The sequence below is a fragment of the Qipengyuania sp. Mu-71 genome (genome assembly GCF_036867055.1).
Taxonomy (GTDB): Bacteria; Pseudomonadota; Alphaproteobacteria; order Sphingomonadales; family Sphingomonadaceae; genus Qipengyuania; species Qipengyuania profunda.
Genome location: NZ_JBAJHR010000001.1, coordinates 1,445,544 through 1,464,262, shown reverse-complemented (window position 1 = coordinate 1,464,262; position 18,719 = coordinate 1,445,544). Strand labels below are relative to the sequence as shown.

Here is an 18,719-nt window from a genome sequence, read left to right as displayed (position 1 = left end):
AATGTTGACATGAGCGCGTCATTATTGAATGAAGCGCGGACTGCGGCGGACGAACCGCCGGGAACACGGAGAGGTATTATGAGGGGAACGTTGCTTGTTTCCGCGTCAGCGGTTGCACTTGCGCTTGTGCCAGCCACAATCAGCGCACAGACCACGAGCAGGACTGGTGCCGAGGTCGATGGCGAAACGGACGCTGTCGAAAAAATTTCGCCCACCGCCGAGACTGGCGAGGGCAACACCATCATTGTCACTGCAACGCGGCGCGAGGCCCGGCTGCAGGACGTTCCATTGGGCATCACGGCTTTCAGCCAGGAAGAGCTGACCGAAAAGGGCATCGTAGGTTACGAACGCCTGGCTCTTGAAACCCCGGGCGTCGTGCTCAACCGGCCGACCCAGAACTTCAACAATTTCACGGCCCGCGGGATTTCCACCAACGGCTACAGCGCGGGTTTGCAGGCCCCGGTCGCGATCTATGTCGATGAACTCCCGATCTCTGCGAACGGGAACTCGACGATCCTCGACCCTAACCTTTACGATGTCGAACGCGTCGAATTTCTGCGCGGTCCGCAAGGTACCCTGTTCGGTTCGGGCTCGCTTGCCGGCGCGATGCGGATCATCACCAAGTCTCCGAACCCCAACCGGTGGGAGGCGTCCGCTCTGGTCGATCTTGGATACACCGAGGGTGGCGGGCTTCGCCAGCGCTACAACGGGATGGTCAATGTGCCGATCGCCGAGGACGTCTTCGCCTTCCGCGCGGTCGGTTATTATCGCAATGAGGATGGCTGGGTCGACAATATCGGCACGGGCATCGAGGACGCCAATTCGTTAGAAGCCTACGGTATTCGCGCTGCGTTCCTGATCGAGCCATCGAGCGACTTTTCGGTCAAGCTGTCGGTTAACAAGGAGGTCAGCAACCCTGCCGATTCCGCGCTGACGAACCCGGATCTCGGCACCTATGTCCGCAGGACCGCACAGCCCGATCTCTTCCAGAGCGACTTGTTGGCGCTTAACGCCACGGTGAACGTGAATCTCGGCTTCGCCGACCTGGTCAGTTCGACGACCTATTCGGACCTGACCGGCGACTTCATCGTCGATCTTGCGGGCACCTATAACCAATTGGTGCCCTTTTCGCTCGACGCCGTCGGATATGACGACATCTTCGTGCAGGAAGTGCGCTTGGCATCTTCGCATGGCGGGCCGTTCGAATGGATCCTTGGCGGGTTCTATTTCGACAAGCGGCGAGATGTCGACTTCGACTATCGCACGACGCAGCAGTTTCTGGATCAGACAGGCGTCACGGCATTTTCCGACCTCTATTACCAGCGCTTCAAGAACTACACCGACATCAGCGAGAAGGCGGTGTTCGGCGAGCTGACCTATCGCTTTAGCGACAGTTTCTGGGCGACCGGCGGCTTGCGCTATGGACAGGTCGATGTGCAGACGACCACCCGCGGCGGCGGCTATAACAGCAACTTCCTGACGGTCGGCTATTGCACCGTGTTCACGCCACAGTGCGGTGGCTTCATCCCGCCCCTGACCCTCGCGCCAATCCAGCCCGCGGTGGGCCTGCTTGCGTCCGACGACAAGCTCTCATGGAAAGGGAGTGTATCCTTCAAGCCGACGCCGAACTTGACCACCTATGCGACGGTATCGACCGGATTTCGTCCGCCGGTGGTCAATGCGCGGGCCGGGCTCGCGCCTCCCGCCAGCGCACCTGATGACATCGTCATTCCCGACGGCGCGAGTTCGGACAAGTTGACCAATTACGAAATTGGTTTGAAAGGCAGTTTCTTCGATAACCGCCTTACTGCCAATCTGGCTGCCTTCTATATCGACTGGAACAATATCCAGGTTCAGGCCAACCGGGTATCCGACACCATCCAGTTCGCCACCAATATTGGCGGCGCTGTCAGCAAGGGCATCGAATTCGAACTGGTCGCGAGGCCGGTCGACGGCGTCCGGCTACAGGCGAGCGGCGCCTATATTGATGCGCGGATCGATGATCTGTCACCCGGCGAAGCGGCGATTTCGGGTGCCGAGGACGGCATTCGGCTGGCGACGCCCAAATTCTCGGGTTCGGCCACGGCGGCATATACGTTTGCTGTCGGCGACACCGAGACCGCGTTCGTCAGCGGCAACGTCGCCTATGTCGGTTCTTACCCCGGCCTGTTCCCGAATGTACCGGGCCAGCCGGGCGTACCGTCCCCGCAATACGGCGTGACCGACGAGTATGTGTTCGCCAATGCTTATGCCGGGCTGAACATCACACCGGACTTTGTGATCACGGCCTATGTCGAAAACGTCTTCGACAATAACGCGATCACCTACGTGCATCCCGAAGCATTCCTCGACGGGCGCCATGGGCGGCTCCGCCCCAGGACATTCGGCGTGCGGTCCAGCTACGTCTTCTGATGCAGCAATGGCTTCGCGGTCCGTCTGAGGGACCGCGAAGCCAACTTTCAGTCCCCTTGTCCGCTCGGCAGATTGCCCGATGCGCGCCCGCCAAGTCCAGAAGGTGATTTCGTGCCCTATTCCAAGTTCTCTCGCAGCTTAGTTGCCGCGCTCGCGCTGACGATAGGCGGCCTCCTGCCACCTTCCGCGTCCGCGCATGCGCGCAGTGACCAGGGCCCGGTGGTCGATGCCCCTGCCGGACCCGTAGCGGGCCGCAGCGAAGGCGGCGCGACGAGCTTCAAAGGCATTCCCTATGCGGCTCCGCCCATTGGCGATCTTCGTTGGAAGCCGCCGCAGGAGGCGGCCCGTTGGGACGGCGTGCGCGATGCTTTCGATTTCGGCCCCCCTTGCTACCAGCCGTCTGTGCCTGGCGCTGCGAATTCGATCTACTTCGAAGAAATAGGTTCGATGAGCGAGGACTGTCTCTCTCTCAATATCTGGACTCCGGAAAGCGCGGCCGACGCGCCGGTCCTGGTCTGGATACACGGAGGCGCCCTGGTTTCGGGCGCTAGCAGTTTCGACATGTATGATGGCACGCGTTTGGCCCAACAGGGCGCTGTCGTTGTATCCATCAATTATCGCCTCGGGGCGCTTGGTTTCCTTGCGCATCCCGAACTCAGTGAAGAGTCTCCTGACAGCATTTCCGGCAATTACGGATTGATGGATCAGATCGCGGCGCTGCGCTGGATCGAGGAAAACATCACGGCCTTCGGCGGCGATCCGGACAATGTCACCATCGCAGGCGAATCCGCCGGGGCGCTCAGCGTCATGTGGCTGATGACCGCGCCGCGCGCGCAGGGTCTGTTCGACAAGGCGATCATGCAAAGCGCCTATATGATTTCGTCTCCCGCGCTGAATGAGTCGCGGAACGGCCACCCGGCGGCGGAAGAAATCGGCACCTGGCTACAAGGTGAGCTCGGCGCACCCGATCTCGCGGCCATGCGCGACATGGAGCCGGGCGAACTCGTCAATCGCGCGACCCGGGCCGGGTTTCTGACCTGGAGCACGGTAGATGGCGTATTGATCCCGCATCAGATCGCCGAGACTTTTGATCGCGGCGAGCAGGCCAAGGTGCCGTTGATTGCCGGCTTCAACAGCGGCGAGATACGGTCGCTGCGCCGCTTGCTGCCTCCGCGGCCGTCTGGAGCGAAGGCCTATGAGGCCAAAATTCGCGAGCTGTATGGTGATCTCGCGGACGTCTTCCTCGCTCTCTACCCGGCAGACAATATTGACGAAAGCATGCTCGCAGCGACCCGCGACGCGCTCTATGGATGGACTGCCGAACGACTAGCGATAAAGCAGTCCGCGCTAGGCCAGGCCGCATATCTTTACCTGTTCGATCATGGCTATCCCGAAGCGGACGAGGCGGGTCTCCACGCGTTTCATGCTTCCGAAATCCCCTATGTCTTCGGCACGATCCACGACACACCGCGGAACTGGCCGCGGATCCCGCGCGAGACCGCGGAACGCACGCTTTCGGATGCAATGATGCAATACTGGGTGACTTTCGCCCGAGACGGAACGCCCGTTGCTAGCGGGCAGGTGGACTGGCCAGCATATGGTGACAACTCCGCCTTCCTTGTGTTCGACGAGACCCCGCAGGAAGGTGCCGAGCTCCTTGGAACGCGGTATGATCTGAACGAGGCCGTGGTGTGCCGCAGAAGGGCCGCAGGTAACCAGCCGTGGCACTGGAACATCGGGCTCGCGAGCCCCCCCTTGCCGCCGCGCGTGGAGGGGTGCCAGTGATACCGGGTTCGATGCAGCCTTATGCACTAACCCTCGACAAGTTTCTCGACCACGCCGCGAAATGGCACCCCAGATCGGAGGTTGTCACTGCAGGCGAGGACGGAAAGTCCGCGCGGGTCGACTATGCCGAACTGAAGGTGCGGGCTAAGCGCGTGTCTGCGGCGCTGGCCGCGCGCGGTGTCGAGGAGGGCACCTGTGTGGCGACGATGGCATGGAATACGCAGGCACATCTCGAGAGCTGGTATGGGATCATGGGCATGGGCGCGATCTGCCATACGCTCAATCCACGCCTCCTGCCCTCGCAGCTTGCCGCGATGCTTACCCAAAGCGGCGCGCGGATCCTGATCCTGAGTGCCGATCTGCACGAACTGGCGCATGAGGTCCTTGGCCAAACATCCACCGTCGAGGAAATCCTGGTGATCGACGGTAATGTCGAGCCGGGGACTGCCATCAATGGCGCGTGCAAGGTCGGTACTCTAAAAGACGCTGCCGCTGCAGCTGCAGCGGGCGCGTGCGGGTCGGTAGCGTGGGGTGGGTTCGATGAAAACACCCCCTGCGGCTTGTGCTTCACTTCAGGGACAACCGGGCCTCCCAAGGGTGTAACCTACACCCACCGGGGCAACTACCTGCATACCATGCGTCAGCTACAGGCCGATGTCGCCGGGCTGACCCGCCAAGACTCGGTATTGACCGTGGTGCCGATGTTCCATGCCAACGCCTGGGGGCTCCCGTTCTCGGTTCCTGCGGTAGGCGGCAAACTGGTCTTGCCGGGGAGGCAGTCCGATGGTGCGGCGCTGGCCCGCCTGATCGTTGATGAGCAGGTTACTATCGGCGTAGGGGTTCCCACCGTCTGGTTGGGCCTGATGGACTATCTCGACAAAGCGGAGACGGACGTGCCTACGCTCAAGCGTATCATGGTCGGCGGCGCGCCCATGCCGCCGGCGTTGATGGAGCGGATCGAACGCCGTGGAATCGGCGTCCAGACGACCTGGGGGATGACCGAGATTTCGCCGCTGGGCACGGCGACCCCGCTCGCTGAAAAGGCGAAGGCCTCATCCACTTCGGGCCGGCCCGCGATCGGTATCGACCTCATGCTGACCGACGCGGCGGGCGAGCCATTGGCGCAACAACGCGATACCAAGGGCCACTTGTGGGTGCGCGGGCCAAGCGTCGTGGAGCGCTATCTCGACCAAACCGAGCCGGCGACCCGTGACGGTTGGTTCGATACCGGCGACCTGGCAAGGATCGACGCATCCGGTACCCTATCGATCGTGGGGCGGTCGAAAGATTTGATCAAGTCGGGTGGCGAATGGATCAATCCGGCCGAGATCGAGGCGATCGTGAGCGCGCATCCCGATGTCAGTATGGCCGCGGTGATCGGCCGCGAACACCCCAAGTGGGGCGAGCGCCCCGTCCTCGTCGTAGAGATCCGTCAGGGGGCCGAAATTTCGGACGAGGCGCTGCTGGATGGGCTCGACGGCCTGGTCGCGAACTGGTGGCGGCCGGACACTGTCATGCGCGTATCGACAATGCCATTGGCAGCGACGGGAAAAATCGACAAACTGCTCCTCAGATCGGAGTATGGCCGATCATGACCGTACTGGAACAGCAAGCGGCGCGCCCTGCGCACGCTGCGCAAAGGGAAATCGATTTGTCGACAGTCAAGGCGCGTAAGAAGAACCCCACCAAGGCGGAACAACGCGCTGAAACCACCGAAAAGATCCTCGACGAAGCGGAATATCTTTTCTCTTGCCACGGGTTGCATGGGGTAACGCTTAAAGACGTAGCCAAGCGTGTCGGCGTCCATCACACGCTTCTCAACTATTATTTCGAGGACAAGCAGAAGCTCTTCGAAGAGGTGTTCGGCCGGCGGGCGGTCGTCGCAAATGAAGTGCGCATGAAAGCGCTGAACGAATACGATCGCAAGTGCCAAGGCAACCCGACCGTGGAAGGAGCGCTGCACGCCTTCCTCGATACCAATCTCGACCTTTATGGCGAGGGGGGGGACCAGTGGCGCCATTCGGGCCGGCTTGCTGCGCTGGTTTCCAATACACCGGAATGGGGGGCGGAGATGTTCGACGAATGGTTCGATCCGCTTGTTTTGCGCTTGATCGAACTGCTCAAGAAGGCGCTTCCGCATGCGGCGGATGAGGACCTCTTTTGGGGTTACCATTTCACCACCGGGGCGCTGATGCTGACCTTGGCTCGCACCGGACGTATAGACAAGCTGTCCGGCGGGCTGGCTCAGTCGGAGGATTTCGCAGCCGTCAAGCAGCGCATGGCCCGATTCATGGCGGCGGGCATCCGGGAGATCTGTGGTGCCGGGGACGACCCGATGCTGGAGGCTTAACTGCCTTTGGCCGGCAACCCTTAGCAACCAGTTGCGAGGACATCTGGACAGGGTTCTAAACATGATATTAACTCGCTAGAGAGTGAACAACTTGAACGGGATGGTAAGAAGTGACGAACAGCAGATCGCTTGAAGGAAAAATCGCAATCGTAACCGGTGCGGGCGGAGGTCTCGGTCGGTGCCACGCGCTCGAACTCGCGCGGCAGGGTGCCAAGGTCGTGGTCAATGATCTCGGCCACGAAGCTGCGGGCGCTGTCGCGAAGGAAATCCGCGATGCGGGCGGTGAAGCAATCGTAGCCGAAGGGTCGGTAACCGATGAGCAGGCAGTCGACGCGATGGTTGCCAACACGATCGAAACCTGGGGCCGGATCGATATCCTGATCAACAACGCCGGCATCCTGCGCGACAAGAGCTTTGCCAAGATGGAGATCGCTGATTTCCGTGAAGTTGTCGATGTGCACCTGATGGGCGCGGCGATCTGCACCAAGGCAGTTTGGGGCCTGATGCGCGAACAGAATTACGGGCGGGTCGTCATGACGACCTCCTCATCCGGCCTCTATGGCAATTTCGGACAGGCCAATTATGGCGCAGCGAAGATGGCATTGGTCGGCCTGATGCAGACTCTCGCCATCGAAGGTGCGAAATACGATATTCGCGTGAATGCGCTCGCGCCGACAGCGGCCACTCAGATGACCAATGGCGTCCTTTCCGAAGAGGCGCTGGCCCAGCTCGACCCCACATTCGTCAGCCCGGGTATCGTCCATCTTGTGAGCGCCGACGCACCAACGCGGGCGGTCCTGTGCGCAGGTGGGGGCCACTTCGCTTGTGCGAACGTCACCCTGACCGAGGGCGCACAGATTGGGAGCGGTGAGAATGCTGCCGCGGAGGTCGCGCACAATTGGCATTCGATTGCGGAGCGCACGGGCGAAATCGTTCCCCAATACGGGTTCACCCAAGCCGAGCGCGAGGTCGCTGCGGCCGTGGGCGAACCGAGGCAGGCGCTCACCAAGGCGGAATGATCGAAGCGCGGGGAGGAGCGAGCGGGCAAACCCGCCGCCGCGCATGGAGAGGAGTGTTGAGGATATGAACCGTTTCAGGTTGGTTGTCGGGGTCGTGTGTGCAGCCTTATCAATGGGTTGCACCACCACCACGAGCAAAATCCCCAACGGACAGGCGGCTCCGCTCGTCTCGACGACGGGCGGCATGCTTCGCGGAGTAACCCAGGCACAGCTCGGCGTCTTCCGCGGCGTACCCTATGCCGCGCCGCCGGTCGGCAAGCTCCGCTGGGCCGCCCCACAACCTCTGCGCGGATGGGAAGGCGTGCGCGATGCGAGTGCCTTCGGTGCGGCCTGTATCCAGCCGCCCGTGCCGGCCAGCAGTATCTACAACGATCCGCCGCCAAGCTCCTCCGAAGACTGCCTGAACCTCAATGTCTGGGCACCCGACGACGCCGAGAAGGCGCCAGTCATCGTGTGGATTCACGGAGGGTCGCTCAGGATCGGGGGGAACAGCCTGCCGATGTACGACGGGACGAATTACGCGCGGCGCGGCGTGGTATTCGTTTCACTCAATTACCGCCTCGGACCGCTTGGCTGGTTGGCCCACGAGGAGTTGAGCGCAGAGTCCCACGACGGAACTTCGGGTAACTATGGCCTGCTCGACCAGATCGCAGCGCTGCAATGGGTGCGCGATAACATCGCCGCTTTTGGCGGGGATGCCAACAACGTCACCATCATGGGCGAATCCGCCGGCGCGCTTAGCGTGACCTATCTGATGGCTTCGCCCAAAGCGCGGGGCCTGTTCGACAAGGCCATAATCCAAAGCACCAACCTTCGCAGCTTCCCGGACCTTGCAGAAGCAGCAAACGCCATGCCCTCGGCGGAGCAGATCGGAGCAGATCTTTTCTCGAAGCTCGGTGTCGCGGATATCGATGCGGCACGCAGCATGGCTCCCCAGGAGCTGACGAATCTCGCAACGCTTGCCGGTTTCGCGCCGCAGGGAACGATCGATGGGGCACTACTTCCTGATCAGTTACTCGATATTTTCGACCGGGGCGAACAGGCACGCGTACCCGTAATGGTCGGCTACAACGCTCACGAATATCGCCCGGAAGGCGGGCTCGCCCTGCGCATGCCCAAGACGCCCGCGCAATACGAGGCGCTGGTCGCCTCCGTCTACGGCGATCTCGCGTCTGAATTCTTGCGGATTTATCCGCACGCCCAAGGAGCCGATGCTCTGCTCGACGCGACCGGCGATATCATCTTCGGCTGGTCGGGGGAACGCATTGCGCAAAGCCAGAGTGAGCTTGGCGTCCTTTCCTATTTCTACGTCTTCGACCATTGCTACCCTTCGGCTCGCGCACGGGAACTATGCGCCTTCCATGCCAGCGAACTGCCTTTCAGCTTCGGCAATCTCGCCGCCGAAGCGATGCCTGCGCGCTGGCCGGTGCCGGACGGCGAGCACGACCGCGCAATCTCGGATGCGATGCTGGACTACTGGATCAGCTTTGCGGCGAGCGGTCGACCGACCGCGCAAGGGCATCCGCCATGGAAGCCCTACGGGCCAGCCGAGCATTACGTCCGCTTCGCCGATAGGCCCATCGCGGGGCGTGATTTCAAGCCGGGGATGTTCGAACTGTTCGAAACCTTCGCCCAGCGAGAGCGTGCAGCAGGGCGTTCATGGGGCATGCCCGTCGCCTTGAGCGTACCGGCCGAAATCCAAGACCAGCAATAGCGTTGAAACACCAGGGGGAGAGCCCGATCATGAGCACTACGGAGACCAACGGCCGCGCGGCCCCACCTATGGAGACGCCGTATTCGAAGGCGTCCTACCGCTATTTCGTGCTCGGCGTGCTGACGCTGGTCTACGCCCTCAACTTCGTCGACAGGCAATTGCTCGTGATCCTGCAGGAGCAGATCAAGGAAGAGCTTCTCCTGTCCGACACGCAGCTCGGATTGCTGTCAGGCTTCGCCTTCGCGCTGTTTTACGTGTCTTGCGGAATTCCTATCGCGCGCTGGGCCGACCGCGGTGTCCGCCGCAACATCATCGCGTTGGCGCTGACCGTATGGAGTGGGATGACCGCCGTAAGCGGGCTCGCGCAGAACTATCTCCACCTGCTGCTGGCGCGGGTCGGCGTGGGTGTGGGCGAGGCAGGTGGCAGCCCCCCGGCGCATTCGATGATTTCCGACATCTTTCCCGAGAAAGAGCGCGCGACGGCACTCTCGATCTACTCGATCGGGATTTACATCGGTATCCTCACCGGCTTCGCGCTGGGCGGTTTCATAGCGGAAACCTTCGGTTGGCGGATGGCGTTTCTGGTGGTCGGCTTGCCCGGCATCCTCGTCGCTCTGCTCCTCCGCCTCACCGTGGCAGAGCCTATCCGGGGCTGGTCCGAGAAGCGCGAGAACGAAGTAGGACAAAGCCCCAGCATTTTCGACGTCCTGCGGTTCCTCTGGTCGCGCAAAACCTTCCGCAACCTCGCACTCGCGGGAAGTCTGCAGGCAACGGTGATCTATGCGGTCGGTAACTGGCTGCCCTCGTTCTTTTTGCGCAACCACGAAATCGGACTGGCGCAACTAGGTGTCTGGATGGCGCTGACATCGGGCTTCGGCGGCGGGGCGGGCTCGTTCTTTGGCGGTTGGTTCGCCGACAAGATGGGGCAGCGCGACCGTCGCTGGTACGTGTGGGGGTCTGCGATCATGATCCTTGCGATCACGCCAGTGCTGCTGATCATGCTCAACACCGGCAATCTCCTGCTGGCATTGTTGCTGACCGGCGTGTTTCATTTCCTTTCGGCCTCCTATCTCGGGCCTGCGCTTGCGGTATCGCATGGGTTGGTTGGCCTGAGGATGCGGGCGCTGACCTCGGCGGTCTTCTTCTTCTTCATCAATTTGATCGGCCTGGGTCTTGGCCCGCTCATCGTCGGCTACCTGAGCGATACGTTCACCGCGGGCGGTGACGAAAACCCGCTGTCTGCAGCGATGCTCATCGTCGGCTGCATCGCTTCTGCCTGGGGTTGCGTGCATTATGTACTTGCTTCGCGGCATATCCGCGAAGACATCGCCAACAGCCCGGCGAGCGCGCCAGAGATCGAGGCTCTTTGATGCCGGGGGGTGCGGGGCGTACTTCGAGTGCGGTCTTGTTTGCCTTGTCGGCGGCAGGGTGTGTGCCGGTAGCTGGCATGCAGACCCCGCAACTGACGGTGGCGGACACCCTATCCAGTGCCCGCACGCGCTCGGGCGACTATATCTCTTGGCGGGAGCACCGGATCGACGACGAGGATCTGGCTGGGATTCCGCTTCGCGGCGGCGACGGTCTCCAGATCGCCGATATCGACCGCGATGGATTCCTAGATATCGTTTCGGTGCACGAGGATTCGAACCACCTCCGCATTGCCTTCGGCACCGCCGATCCGCACCGATGGACGCTGGCGACCATTGCTTCGGGACAGATAGTCGGCGCGATAGAGGATGTCGCGATCGGCGACATCAATGGGGATGGCTGGCCCGATCTCGTCACTGCAAACGAAGAGGCGCATCTGGCGTTCTTCAGCAATCCCGGAACTAGCTCATCGGCGCGAGCAGGCGCTTGGCCGAGTCTCATGCCGCCGATGACGCAAGGGCGCGGATCATGGCTGCGTGTCTTCATCGCGGACATCGACGGCGACGGGCACAATGATGTTATCGCAGCGAACAAGGGCGCAAGCGACATCGTAGATCCTGCAGCGCGCCGGGAATACCGTACCACGTCGCTCTTTACCTTCGATAGCAATCCGCTCGATCCTGATGCATGGCACGAGCAGGTGCTATTCGCGAGAGACGTGCCAAACACGGCGATGCCGGTCGATCTCGATGGTGACGGCGACCTCGATGTGCTGGCGGCCGCCCGGCTCGAGCAGGTCGCCTTCGTCCTGGAAAACCGGGGCACAGATGCCCGCGGTAAGGTGCAGCTCGAAGTCCATGCGATCACTATCGACGACAGTACGCTGCCAGGATGTGCGGTCGTGACCTCCGCCTTCCAATCGGCATTTCGGGACCTGAACGGCGATGAGCGGCTCGATCTGATTACCAGCGTATTCGAGAATTGCGGCGACCCGCGCGCGCCGGGCGGCCTGCCCGCTCTCGGCTGGCTCGAACAGCCCGAGGCGCTCGACATGCCATGGCGCTACCACCGTATCGGCGACATTCTGCCCGACATGGTGATCGCGGTCGAACTGGCCGATATCGACGGCGACGGCCACCTCGACGCCGTGACCGGCGGCTATTCGGGGCTCAACATTCTCAAAGGAGGCTATACCGGCGCGACGCGCGAGGAGGATCACCCATCTGTGACCGCCTCTTCCACCGTCGGGCGGATCGCCTGGTTCAAGAATCTGGGCACGGTGGGCGGCACCTGGAAGCGGCACGATATCTCGCGGCGCATTCGCGGTATGTACGACCAGTTCATCGCCCGCGACATGGATGGCGACGGGGATATCGACCTCGTCGGAACGCGCGGCAATAGCGGACGCTTCGACGGGGTCTTCTGGCTGGAACAAGTACAAAGCAAGACGCCGCATCGCTCGTTCACTCCCGCTCGCCCGCGGGATAGTCGCGCTCTCCCGCTTCCGCCAGCAGACTGGTTCGGCCGCTACGATGAAGCCAATACGCTAGTTGCACCCAACAAGCGCAGGGGAAAGAAATGACCGAAAAGCGCAGAATTTCGGGCCGAACATGCATCATTACCGGAGCTTCGTCGGGAATAGGCGCGCACCTTGCCCGGGTGATGGCCTCGGAAGGCGCTCGCGTGGCGCTCGGGGCCCGGCGTACCGAACTGACCGAGGGGATTGCGCAGGAAATCCGGAATGCTGGCGGCCAGGCGCTGGCTGTGCCGATGGATGTGACGAGTGAGAAATCGGTGGCCCAGGCATTCTCCAGCGCAGAGGACGCTTTCGGGCCGGTCGATACAGTCATAGCCAACGCAGGGGTCTCTCGCCACGGACGCTCGACAGAACTGGCCGAAGCGGAGCTGCGGCAGGTGTTCGACACCAATTTGCTTGGCGTCCACTTGACCGCGAACGCCGCGGCGCGCGCGATGATGACGGCGGGTAGCCGGGGGAGCGGCGCAGGACGCATCGTCATTATCGGGTCGATCACCGCACAGCTGACCGGGCAGGGTGACGCGGCTTACGCGGCGAGCAAGGCCGGTGTCGCGCATCTCGGCCGCCAACTCGCACGCGAATGGGTGCGACAAGGGATCAATCTCAACGTAGTCCAGCCCGGCTACATCCGGACAGAGCTGGTTGGCAATTGGTTCGACAGCGAGGGTGGTAAGGCGCAGATCGCAAGCTGGCACCGGCGGCGGATCATGGACATAGACGCACTCGACGATCTTGTCCTCTATCTCGCCTCAGACGCATCTGCTCAAATTACTGGATCCGTATTTACTGTTGACGACGGACAGTCGCTCTAGCTTGGGCTAAGCAATTCGACGGTCTAATTCGTCCAGCGTCGGACTGCGCATCGGAGGTACGCGGCATCGCTGAAGTCGACCTTCCATGCGACGTTCTCCATGCTCGTTCGCGTCGCCCTGAAGATGAGCGATTGGGAGCTTTCGATGCACAACGTTGATTGCCGAACGGCATCTTTTTGACTTCGGGCGGCCCGTAGAAGGTGGTCCGGTATCGGCCCAAGCTGCGACATCCTGAGCGTTATCCCTTCGGCCATTTAGGCCAAGGAGAAATGTAAAGGGATACTCACATTTCGATGCAGCAACGCGGCATCGTCCGGCTTGGAACGCCGGCAAGAATGTCGGAACGAAGCGTCCACTCACGCAGAAACAGGTCTGGGCAATCCGCTTTCATCTCGATCGCGAAGGACGATTGAGGGACAAGGCCCTTTTCGATCTCGCCATCGACAGCAAACTGCGGGGCTGCGATCTGGTAAAAAACCAAGATTGGCGACGTGGTCGCGGGCGCCGAGATTCGCAATCGGGCAACAGTCATTCAGCAAATGACCAACCGTCCAGGCCAGTTCGAGCTGAATGCCCACGTGCGAACGACATTGCTAGCATGGCTGGAACGTCGAGGCGGCTCGACCGGCGATTATCTGTTCCCAAGCCGTATCGTCCATGCTGCCCATATGAGCACGCGACAGTATGCACGTCTCGTTGATGAATGGGTGACGACGATCGGGCTACGCAAGGCAGAATACGGCACGCATTAGCTGCGCCGGACGAAGGCGGCGATGATCTATCGCGCCACCGGCAACATTCGAGCTATCCAGATCCTGCTCGGCCACACGAAGATCGAAAACACCGTGCGCTATTTAGGCGTCGACGTCGAAGATGCTTTGCTCTTAGCGGAGCGAACTGAAATATAGCCGAAGAAGCGGTCGGTCGGCTGCTCTGATCGACCGCTTCCATGCTGATTCGCACATGCGCTGATCGGCCGACATTGGGGTGGTTAGCTGCCAATGCCTATCCTCCGTTTTAGCCGTTCGACCAAGGCACAGATCGCTGCTCCGAAAAAGGCTAGCAACGGAATGCCGAGAATCACGAAAGCCGAGCGGTATAGTAGATCACCCGTTGAGGTTACTGCCGCGAAACTGTCGCCCAACCATCGGACCACGCCTACCAATAAAAGCCCTGCCCAGACACTCCAAATGATGACCGAAGCAATTGGCCATAGCGTTCTCAAATTAAGTAAACGGAGCTGCCATGAGAGCGGATGCCATACCAGTCGGACGTCCGCAATCGGGTCGGACGCGAAATGACGGCTTCTCGATCGAACGAACTGAAAGCAAACTGACCACTAGCGGCCCAATTAGCGGCAGTGGAGGGCTGCATTGAAGAAGTCGTGACACTAGCGCAAGCTTAGGCTCAGCGCCGAGGAGCGGCATGCGAAATTCATCGCTGGTCTGCTCCAGGGCCTCCAACGAATAAGTTCGAGCACCGCGAGGAACTTCGTCGATCGCATGCGGACCCCACACGCGACATGTCCAACAGCAAATCTCAATTGGTATGACAGAACATAACTGATGGGTATGTTAATACGGTTGACATATCTGGACTAGGCATTATCCCAAGCCGCATAACAAAACCCTTGGGAGGGAATTATGTCGAATACCGTCGATCGCGGCCGTTTGGCCGTGTGCAATGCTCGTCCTCTGACTCGTTTTCTTACAGGTACCGCACTTGCGGCCATGGCGCTTCCCGGCGTCGCGGCCGCGCAGACAGTCGAGGAGGATGCGGGTGTCGTCGACGAGGTAGTGGATGATGAATTCGCCAATGCCACCGCCGATGGCGACGTCATTTTGGTCACGGGTATCCGCAGTTCGCTGCAGAGCGCGCTGACCGAGAAGCGCGATGCCGCAAGCCTGATCGAGGTCATCCAGGCGGAAGATATCGGCAAGCTCCCCGACCAGAACCTCGCCGAAGTACTCGAGAATGTCCCTGGTGTGCAAATTACGCGCACGGCGGGTGTTGGCAGCGGAGTCCAGATTCGAGGTACAAACGACAACCGGACCGAAATAAATGGCGTTTCCACCGTCGGCTCGGGGTCTGGCCGTGGCGGGATTAACTTCGAAGACGTCAACGCCGCGATCATCGCGTCGGTTGAAGTCATCAAGTCGCCAGAGGCGAGCACGATCGAGGGTTCGGTTGGCGGTACTGTCAATCTGCGAACCATCCGGCCCCTTGACCTGCGTGAACCGCTGATCGCTGCCCGCGTCCAAGGGGAATATAGTGAGTTGTCCGACAGCATTTCTCCGCGCCTATCGGCCAGCTTCGGCAATAATTGGTCGACTGGCGCAGGCGAGTTCGGGATCGTTCTCAGTGGCAGTTATAGCAAGCAGGAAGCCACCTCGTTTCGGCCTCGGGTGGACCGGGACGGCGGACTTGTTGAAAACGTCAATGCGCAGGTCATCAGGAACGGGGGGGCGCCCGAGGATGTGGCGACCCGCCGTCCCGCCGCGCAGGCTTTCGATTTCGTCGGGATCCAATTCCTGAATCAGGAGCTCGAAAACTTCGAGTACCGAACAATCAATTTTGCGGGCACTCTCGAATGGGCGCCGAGCGACAATCTCAAGTTCTATTTCGACACGATCTACAATGATCAGGAGCGGCGTCAGGATAGTTCACGCGTCCAGGGCTCGGGAGTGGGGAACCTTCTGAATTACAATGTCCCGAGCACGTTCCAGACCGTCGATTTCGGATCGCTCGACGGGGTGGATCTTGGCAGCATCGAAGTGGCAGAAACGGGCGTCATTGCAGTGAATCTGGCTGCAGATGGAGACGATCCCAATCTGCGCCTTTCCAGTGATACAGGGGCTCGGCTGACAACGAGTGAGATCTATCGCCTGGGTACGGAATTCGAAACCGGCCGTTTCGCAGGGCGGGTCGAAGCGTCCCGCTCGATCTCCAACACCAACAGTCCGGACTTGAGCACCACTCTCAATTTCGTCAATCCCAATACGCCTGTGGGATCGGGGAACGACAATGCGGTTCCCTTTGCCTACGATCTGTCTGGCGGATCGTTGGCGTTTGGTATCGATACCAACTCTCCATTCGCACCAACTGTCGAGCAATTGATGGACCCGGCGAATGTGGTTTTGCAGGCGGTCAACATTGGCGACAATTCCACGCGGAACAAGCAGGATGCATTCCGCTTGGACGGGTCGCTCGACGTTGCCGACCTCATGCCGTTCATTGTCAGCTTCGATGCGGGCTACCGGTTCAACAAATCGACCAGTACGTTCAATGACGTCGGGGTGAATCTTTCGCTGAGCAGCATGGCAGACAGCCCTAGGGGGACGTTGTTCTCCGAACTTCTGGTGCCGGGTCCAAGCAACTTCGGCGATGCCGATGGGCGTGAACTGTTCTTCGGCGATTTCCTTCTCATCGATCCCGACAGGGCATTCAGCGATCCTGAAGGAACGCTGGAAATCCTGCAGCAGGCCCTCATCGCGAACGGGGGGTCTCGCCTCCTCGGTGATCCAAGCGAGAATGCCGCAGGCTTCTTCTCGATCAATGAGACGACGCATGCGGTCTACGGCCAGGCAAATTTCGAAACTGGTCCTGTCAGGGGCAACTTTGGCCTTCGCTGGCTCGACACCCGCCTTGAATCGATCGGCAATTCGGTCGCTACGGGAACGGTAACGCAGACCGTTTCAAGGGGCGGATATACCGAGTTGCTTCCGCGCCTCAATGTGGCGGTCGAACTGACTCCTGACCTGCTGCTCCGTGGGGGCTGGGGCAAGGACATCAACCGGCCCGATTTCAATCTGTTGAATACGTCGGTTACCTTCCAGACCAGCGAGAACGCCGCCGTTCCTATCGGTAACCCCAACCTTTCTCCGGAAAGCGTAACGTCCTACGATCTTTCGCTCGATTGGTATTTTGCGCCGTCGTCCGTGGTCAGCGTGGCCTTCTTCCACAAGAAGAGAAAGGATCTCTTCGTAACGCAACTGGAGGACGCGCCGCTCGACGGAAACGGCTACCGGGACCTGTCGGCTCCATGCGAGGGCGGCGGCATCTTCAATCCCATCGCTTTCCGGAATGTCCTGGCTCCGCCGAACACGGGCGGGCAGGGGCTCTGTGTCCCGATCGAAACGACCATAAACGATACTGCAAGTACGACTCAGACCGGGGTAGAGGTCTCGCTGCAGTATGATCTGGCGCAGTTCGAGAGCACCTTGGGTTTCGCTTCGGGTTTCGGCATCCTCGCCAACTACACTTACCAGAAGGCCAGCGGCGGCGAGGCGACCAATGAGTCTGCTACCCGCGGTACCGATATCTTCAATGCGATCAACGGTATCTATGATGATGCCAACTTCGTGCCGGTTACCGCGGTGCAGGGCCTCTTGGACTTCTCGCCGCACGCCTACAACGTCACAGTCTACTACGAAAAGTACGGCCTTTCGGCCCGTGCCCGCTACACCTGGCGTGACGCGTTTCGTACCGAGGATACAGCTGGCGGTGCCTCGCTCGCGAGCACGTTCGGCTTCCCGGTCGTGACCGCCGCTCGCGGGCAATTGAACGGGAGCATCAACTACGATTTGACCGATTGGATCAATATCGGGGTTGAAGGCGTAAATCTGACGAAATCGAAGATCTCGCAATACTGCGTGAACGACGGGGCATTGCTGTGTTTCGAAGGTCGTCCCGACCGCCGGCTCACCTTTGGCGCGTCGGTCAAGTTCTAGGGGCGAAGGTCAGAATCAGCCCTTGAGATCAACGCAGCAAACCGCCGGTGCCGCATCTCTCTCCCGGCATCGGCGGTAATGCTGTCTGGTCAGAGCCTCGCAGAGTGTTTAGGGAAATTGGTATAGTATCGAGCGGCTGAACTTATCGGAGACACGGGCGCATGGCCAATAAGAGACTCTTCCAATCTGTCGCAGAACAGATCGCTGAGTTGATCGACCAAGGCGCTTATCCTCCGGGGACAAGACTGCCGGGCGAACGCGAACTGGCCGAGAAGCTGGGCGTCAGCCGCGTGACCATCCGCGAGGCGGAAATCGCTCTGCAGGCGGTCGGGCGGCTCGAAATCAAGACCGGATCGGGCGTCTATGTCAGCGAGAAGAAACCCGCGAGCATCGGTGCGCTGCCGCAGGCGAGCGCGTTCGAGGTGACCGAGGCGCGGCTGATGATCGAAGCGGAATCGGCAGCGCTGGCGGCGCACAACATCTCAGAAGAGGGGATCGCCAAGCTGGAGCGGCTGATCGAGCAGATGAGCTCTCCCGATGAGGAAGCGGCCAATGCCGCGGACGAGCAATTCCATCTCACCATCGCCGAAGCGTCCAATAATGCGGCCATGGTCCATACGGTCAAATCGCTGTGGCAGATGCGCGAAGGCCTGCCCGAGGTGAAGGCAACCTATGAAGCTGTCTGCGTCCATGATGCTGCATCGCGCACCGAAGAGCACCGCGCGATCTTCGACGCGCTGAAGGCGCGCGATCCGGGCGCTGCCCGTCAGGCCATGCGCGAGCATTTCCAGCGCCTGCTGGAATCCATGCTCGAGGCGACCGAGCGCCAGGCGCTTGAGGAAGTCCAGCAGCGAGCATCGCGCAGCCGCGAGCGCTTCCTCGCCGCCTCCAAGTTCGGTTAAGCCAAACTGGTATTACAAATAAATTCGATTCTATCAGTCCAGATTGATTGACAAGATGGAAAGGCTCCGTATGGTTTGCGCATAACTATA

11 protein-coding genes and 1 pseudogene are annotated in these 18,719 nt (G+C 60.6%); all 12 read left to right on the top strand.

Going from position 1 to position 18,719, the window contains the following annotated elements; translation table 11 throughout:
- Positions 1 to 9 precede the first annotated feature (9 nt).
- Positions 10 to 2,412 carry a TonB-dependent receptor gene (locus V6B15_RS07235; protein ID WP_334200605.1) on the top strand — a complete coding sequence of 801 codons (2,403 nt, stop codon included), beginning with the start codon at positions 10 to 12 and terminating at the stop codon, positions 2,410 to 2,412.
- A gap of 111 nt (positions 2,413 to 2,523) precedes the next feature.
- Entirely contained in the window at positions 2,524 to 4,197 is a 1,674-nt protein-coding gene (locus V6B15_RS07230; RefSeq protein ID WP_334200604.1) for a carboxylesterase/lipase family protein, read from the top strand.
- A gap of 11 nt (positions 4,198 to 4,208) precedes the next feature.
- The gene (locus V6B15_RS07225; protein WP_334200603.1) at positions 4,209 to 5,792 is read left to right on the top strand and encodes an AMP-binding protein; all 1,584 of its coding nucleotides are present in this window, start codon (positions 4,209 to 4,211) and stop codon (positions 5,790 to 5,792) included.
- Positions 5,789 to 6,547, top strand: a complete 759-nt coding sequence (locus V6B15_RS07220; RefSeq protein ID WP_334200602.1) for a TetR/AcrR family transcriptional regulator — start codon at positions 5,789 to 5,791, stop codon at positions 6,545 to 6,547. Before V6B15_RS07225 ends, V6B15_RS07220 begins: the two co-directional genes overlap by 4 nt.
- Before the next feature lie 110 nt (positions 6,548 to 6,657).
- Positions 6,658 to 7,566: an SDR family NAD(P)-dependent oxidoreductase gene (locus V6B15_RS07215; RefSeq protein ID WP_334200601.1), complete on the top strand. Its 909-nt coding sequence runs from the start codon at positions 6,658 to 6,660 to the stop codon at positions 7,564 to 7,566.
- Positions 7,567 to 7,630: 64 nt separating this feature from the next.
- Positions 7,631 to 9,280, top strand: a complete 1,650-nt coding sequence (locus V6B15_RS07210) for a carboxylesterase/lipase family protein (protein ID WP_334200600.1) — start codon at positions 7,631 to 7,633, stop codon at positions 9,278 to 9,280.
- Positions 9,226 to 10,650 (top strand): spinster family MFS transporter, encoded by a 1,425-nt coding sequence (locus tag V6B15_RS07205; RefSeq protein WP_334200599.1) that lies wholly within the window; start codon positions 9,226 to 9,228, stop codon positions 10,648 to 10,650. The genes V6B15_RS07210 and V6B15_RS07205 overlap by 55 nt, the downstream gene beginning before the upstream one ends.
- A gap of 77 nt (positions 10,651 to 10,727) precedes the next feature.
- On the top strand, positions 10,728 to 12,230 hold the full coding sequence (locus V6B15_RS07200; protein ID WP_334200598.1) for an FG-GAP repeat domain-containing protein: 1,503 nt from the start codon (positions 10,728 to 10,730) through the stop codon (positions 12,228 to 12,230).
- Positions 12,227 to 12,997 carry an SDR family NAD(P)-dependent oxidoreductase gene (locus V6B15_RS07195; protein ID WP_334200597.1) on the top strand — a complete coding sequence of 257 codons (771 nt, stop codon included), beginning with the start codon at positions 12,227 to 12,229 and terminating at the stop codon, positions 12,995 to 12,997. The genes V6B15_RS07200 and V6B15_RS07195 overlap by 4 nt, the downstream gene beginning before the upstream one ends.
- Before the next feature lie 310 nt (positions 12,998 to 13,307).
- Positions 13,308 to 13,905 (top strand): annotated as a pseudogene (locus V6B15_RS07190) (tyrosine-type recombinase/integrase); the annotation flags it as partial.
- Positions 13,906 to 14,640: 735 nt separating this feature from the next.
- On the top strand, positions 14,641 to 17,727 hold the full coding sequence (locus tag V6B15_RS07185; protein ID WP_334200596.1) for a TonB-dependent receptor: 3,087 nt from the start codon (positions 14,641 to 14,643) through the stop codon (positions 17,725 to 17,727).
- Between the two features lie 161 nt (positions 17,728 to 17,888).
- Positions 17,889 to 18,629: a FadR/GntR family transcriptional regulator gene (locus V6B15_RS07180; protein WP_263605959.1), complete on the top strand. Its 741-nt coding sequence runs from the start codon at positions 17,889 to 17,891 to the stop codon at positions 18,627 to 18,629.
- Positions 18,630 to 18,719: the final 90 nt, after the last annotated feature.

What these genes read in the sequence shown, in the direction of transcription:
- V6B15_RS07235 (WP_334200605.1), top strand. Translation starts at nt 10, where the DNA reads ATGAGCGCGTCATTATTGAATGAAGCGCGGACTGCGGCGGACGAACCG.
- V6B15_RS07225 (WP_334200603.1), top strand. Translation starts at nt 4,209, where the DNA reads ATGCAGCCTTATGCACTAACCCTCGACAAGTTTCTCGACCACGCCGCG.
- V6B15_RS07220 (WP_334200602.1), top strand. Translation starts at nt 5,789, where the DNA reads ATGACCGTACTGGAACAGCAAGCGGCGCGCCCTGCGCACGCTGCGCAA.
- V6B15_RS07210 (WP_334200600.1), top strand. Translation starts at nt 7,631, where the DNA reads ATGAACCGTTTCAGGTTGGTTGTCGGGGTCGTGTGTGCAGCCTTATCA.
- V6B15_RS07205 (WP_334200599.1), top strand. Translation starts at nt 9,226, where the DNA reads ATGGGGCATGCCCGTCGCCTTGAGCGTACCGGCCGAAATCCAAGACCA.
- V6B15_RS07200 (WP_334200598.1), top strand. Translation starts at nt 10,728, where the DNA reads ATGCAGACCCCGCAACTGACGGTGGCGGACACCCTATCCAGTGCCCGC.
- V6B15_RS07195 (WP_334200597.1), top strand. Translation starts at nt 12,227, where the DNA reads ATGACCGAAAAGCGCAGAATTTCGGGCCGAACATGCATCATTACCGGA.
- V6B15_RS07185 (WP_334200596.1), top strand. Translation starts at nt 14,641, where the DNA reads ATGTCGAATACCGTCGATCGCGGCCGTTTGGCCGTGTGCAATGCTCGT.
- V6B15_RS07180 (WP_263605959.1), top strand. Translation starts at nt 17,889, where the DNA reads ATGGCCAATAAGAGACTCTTCCAATCTGTCGCAGAACAGATCGCTGAG.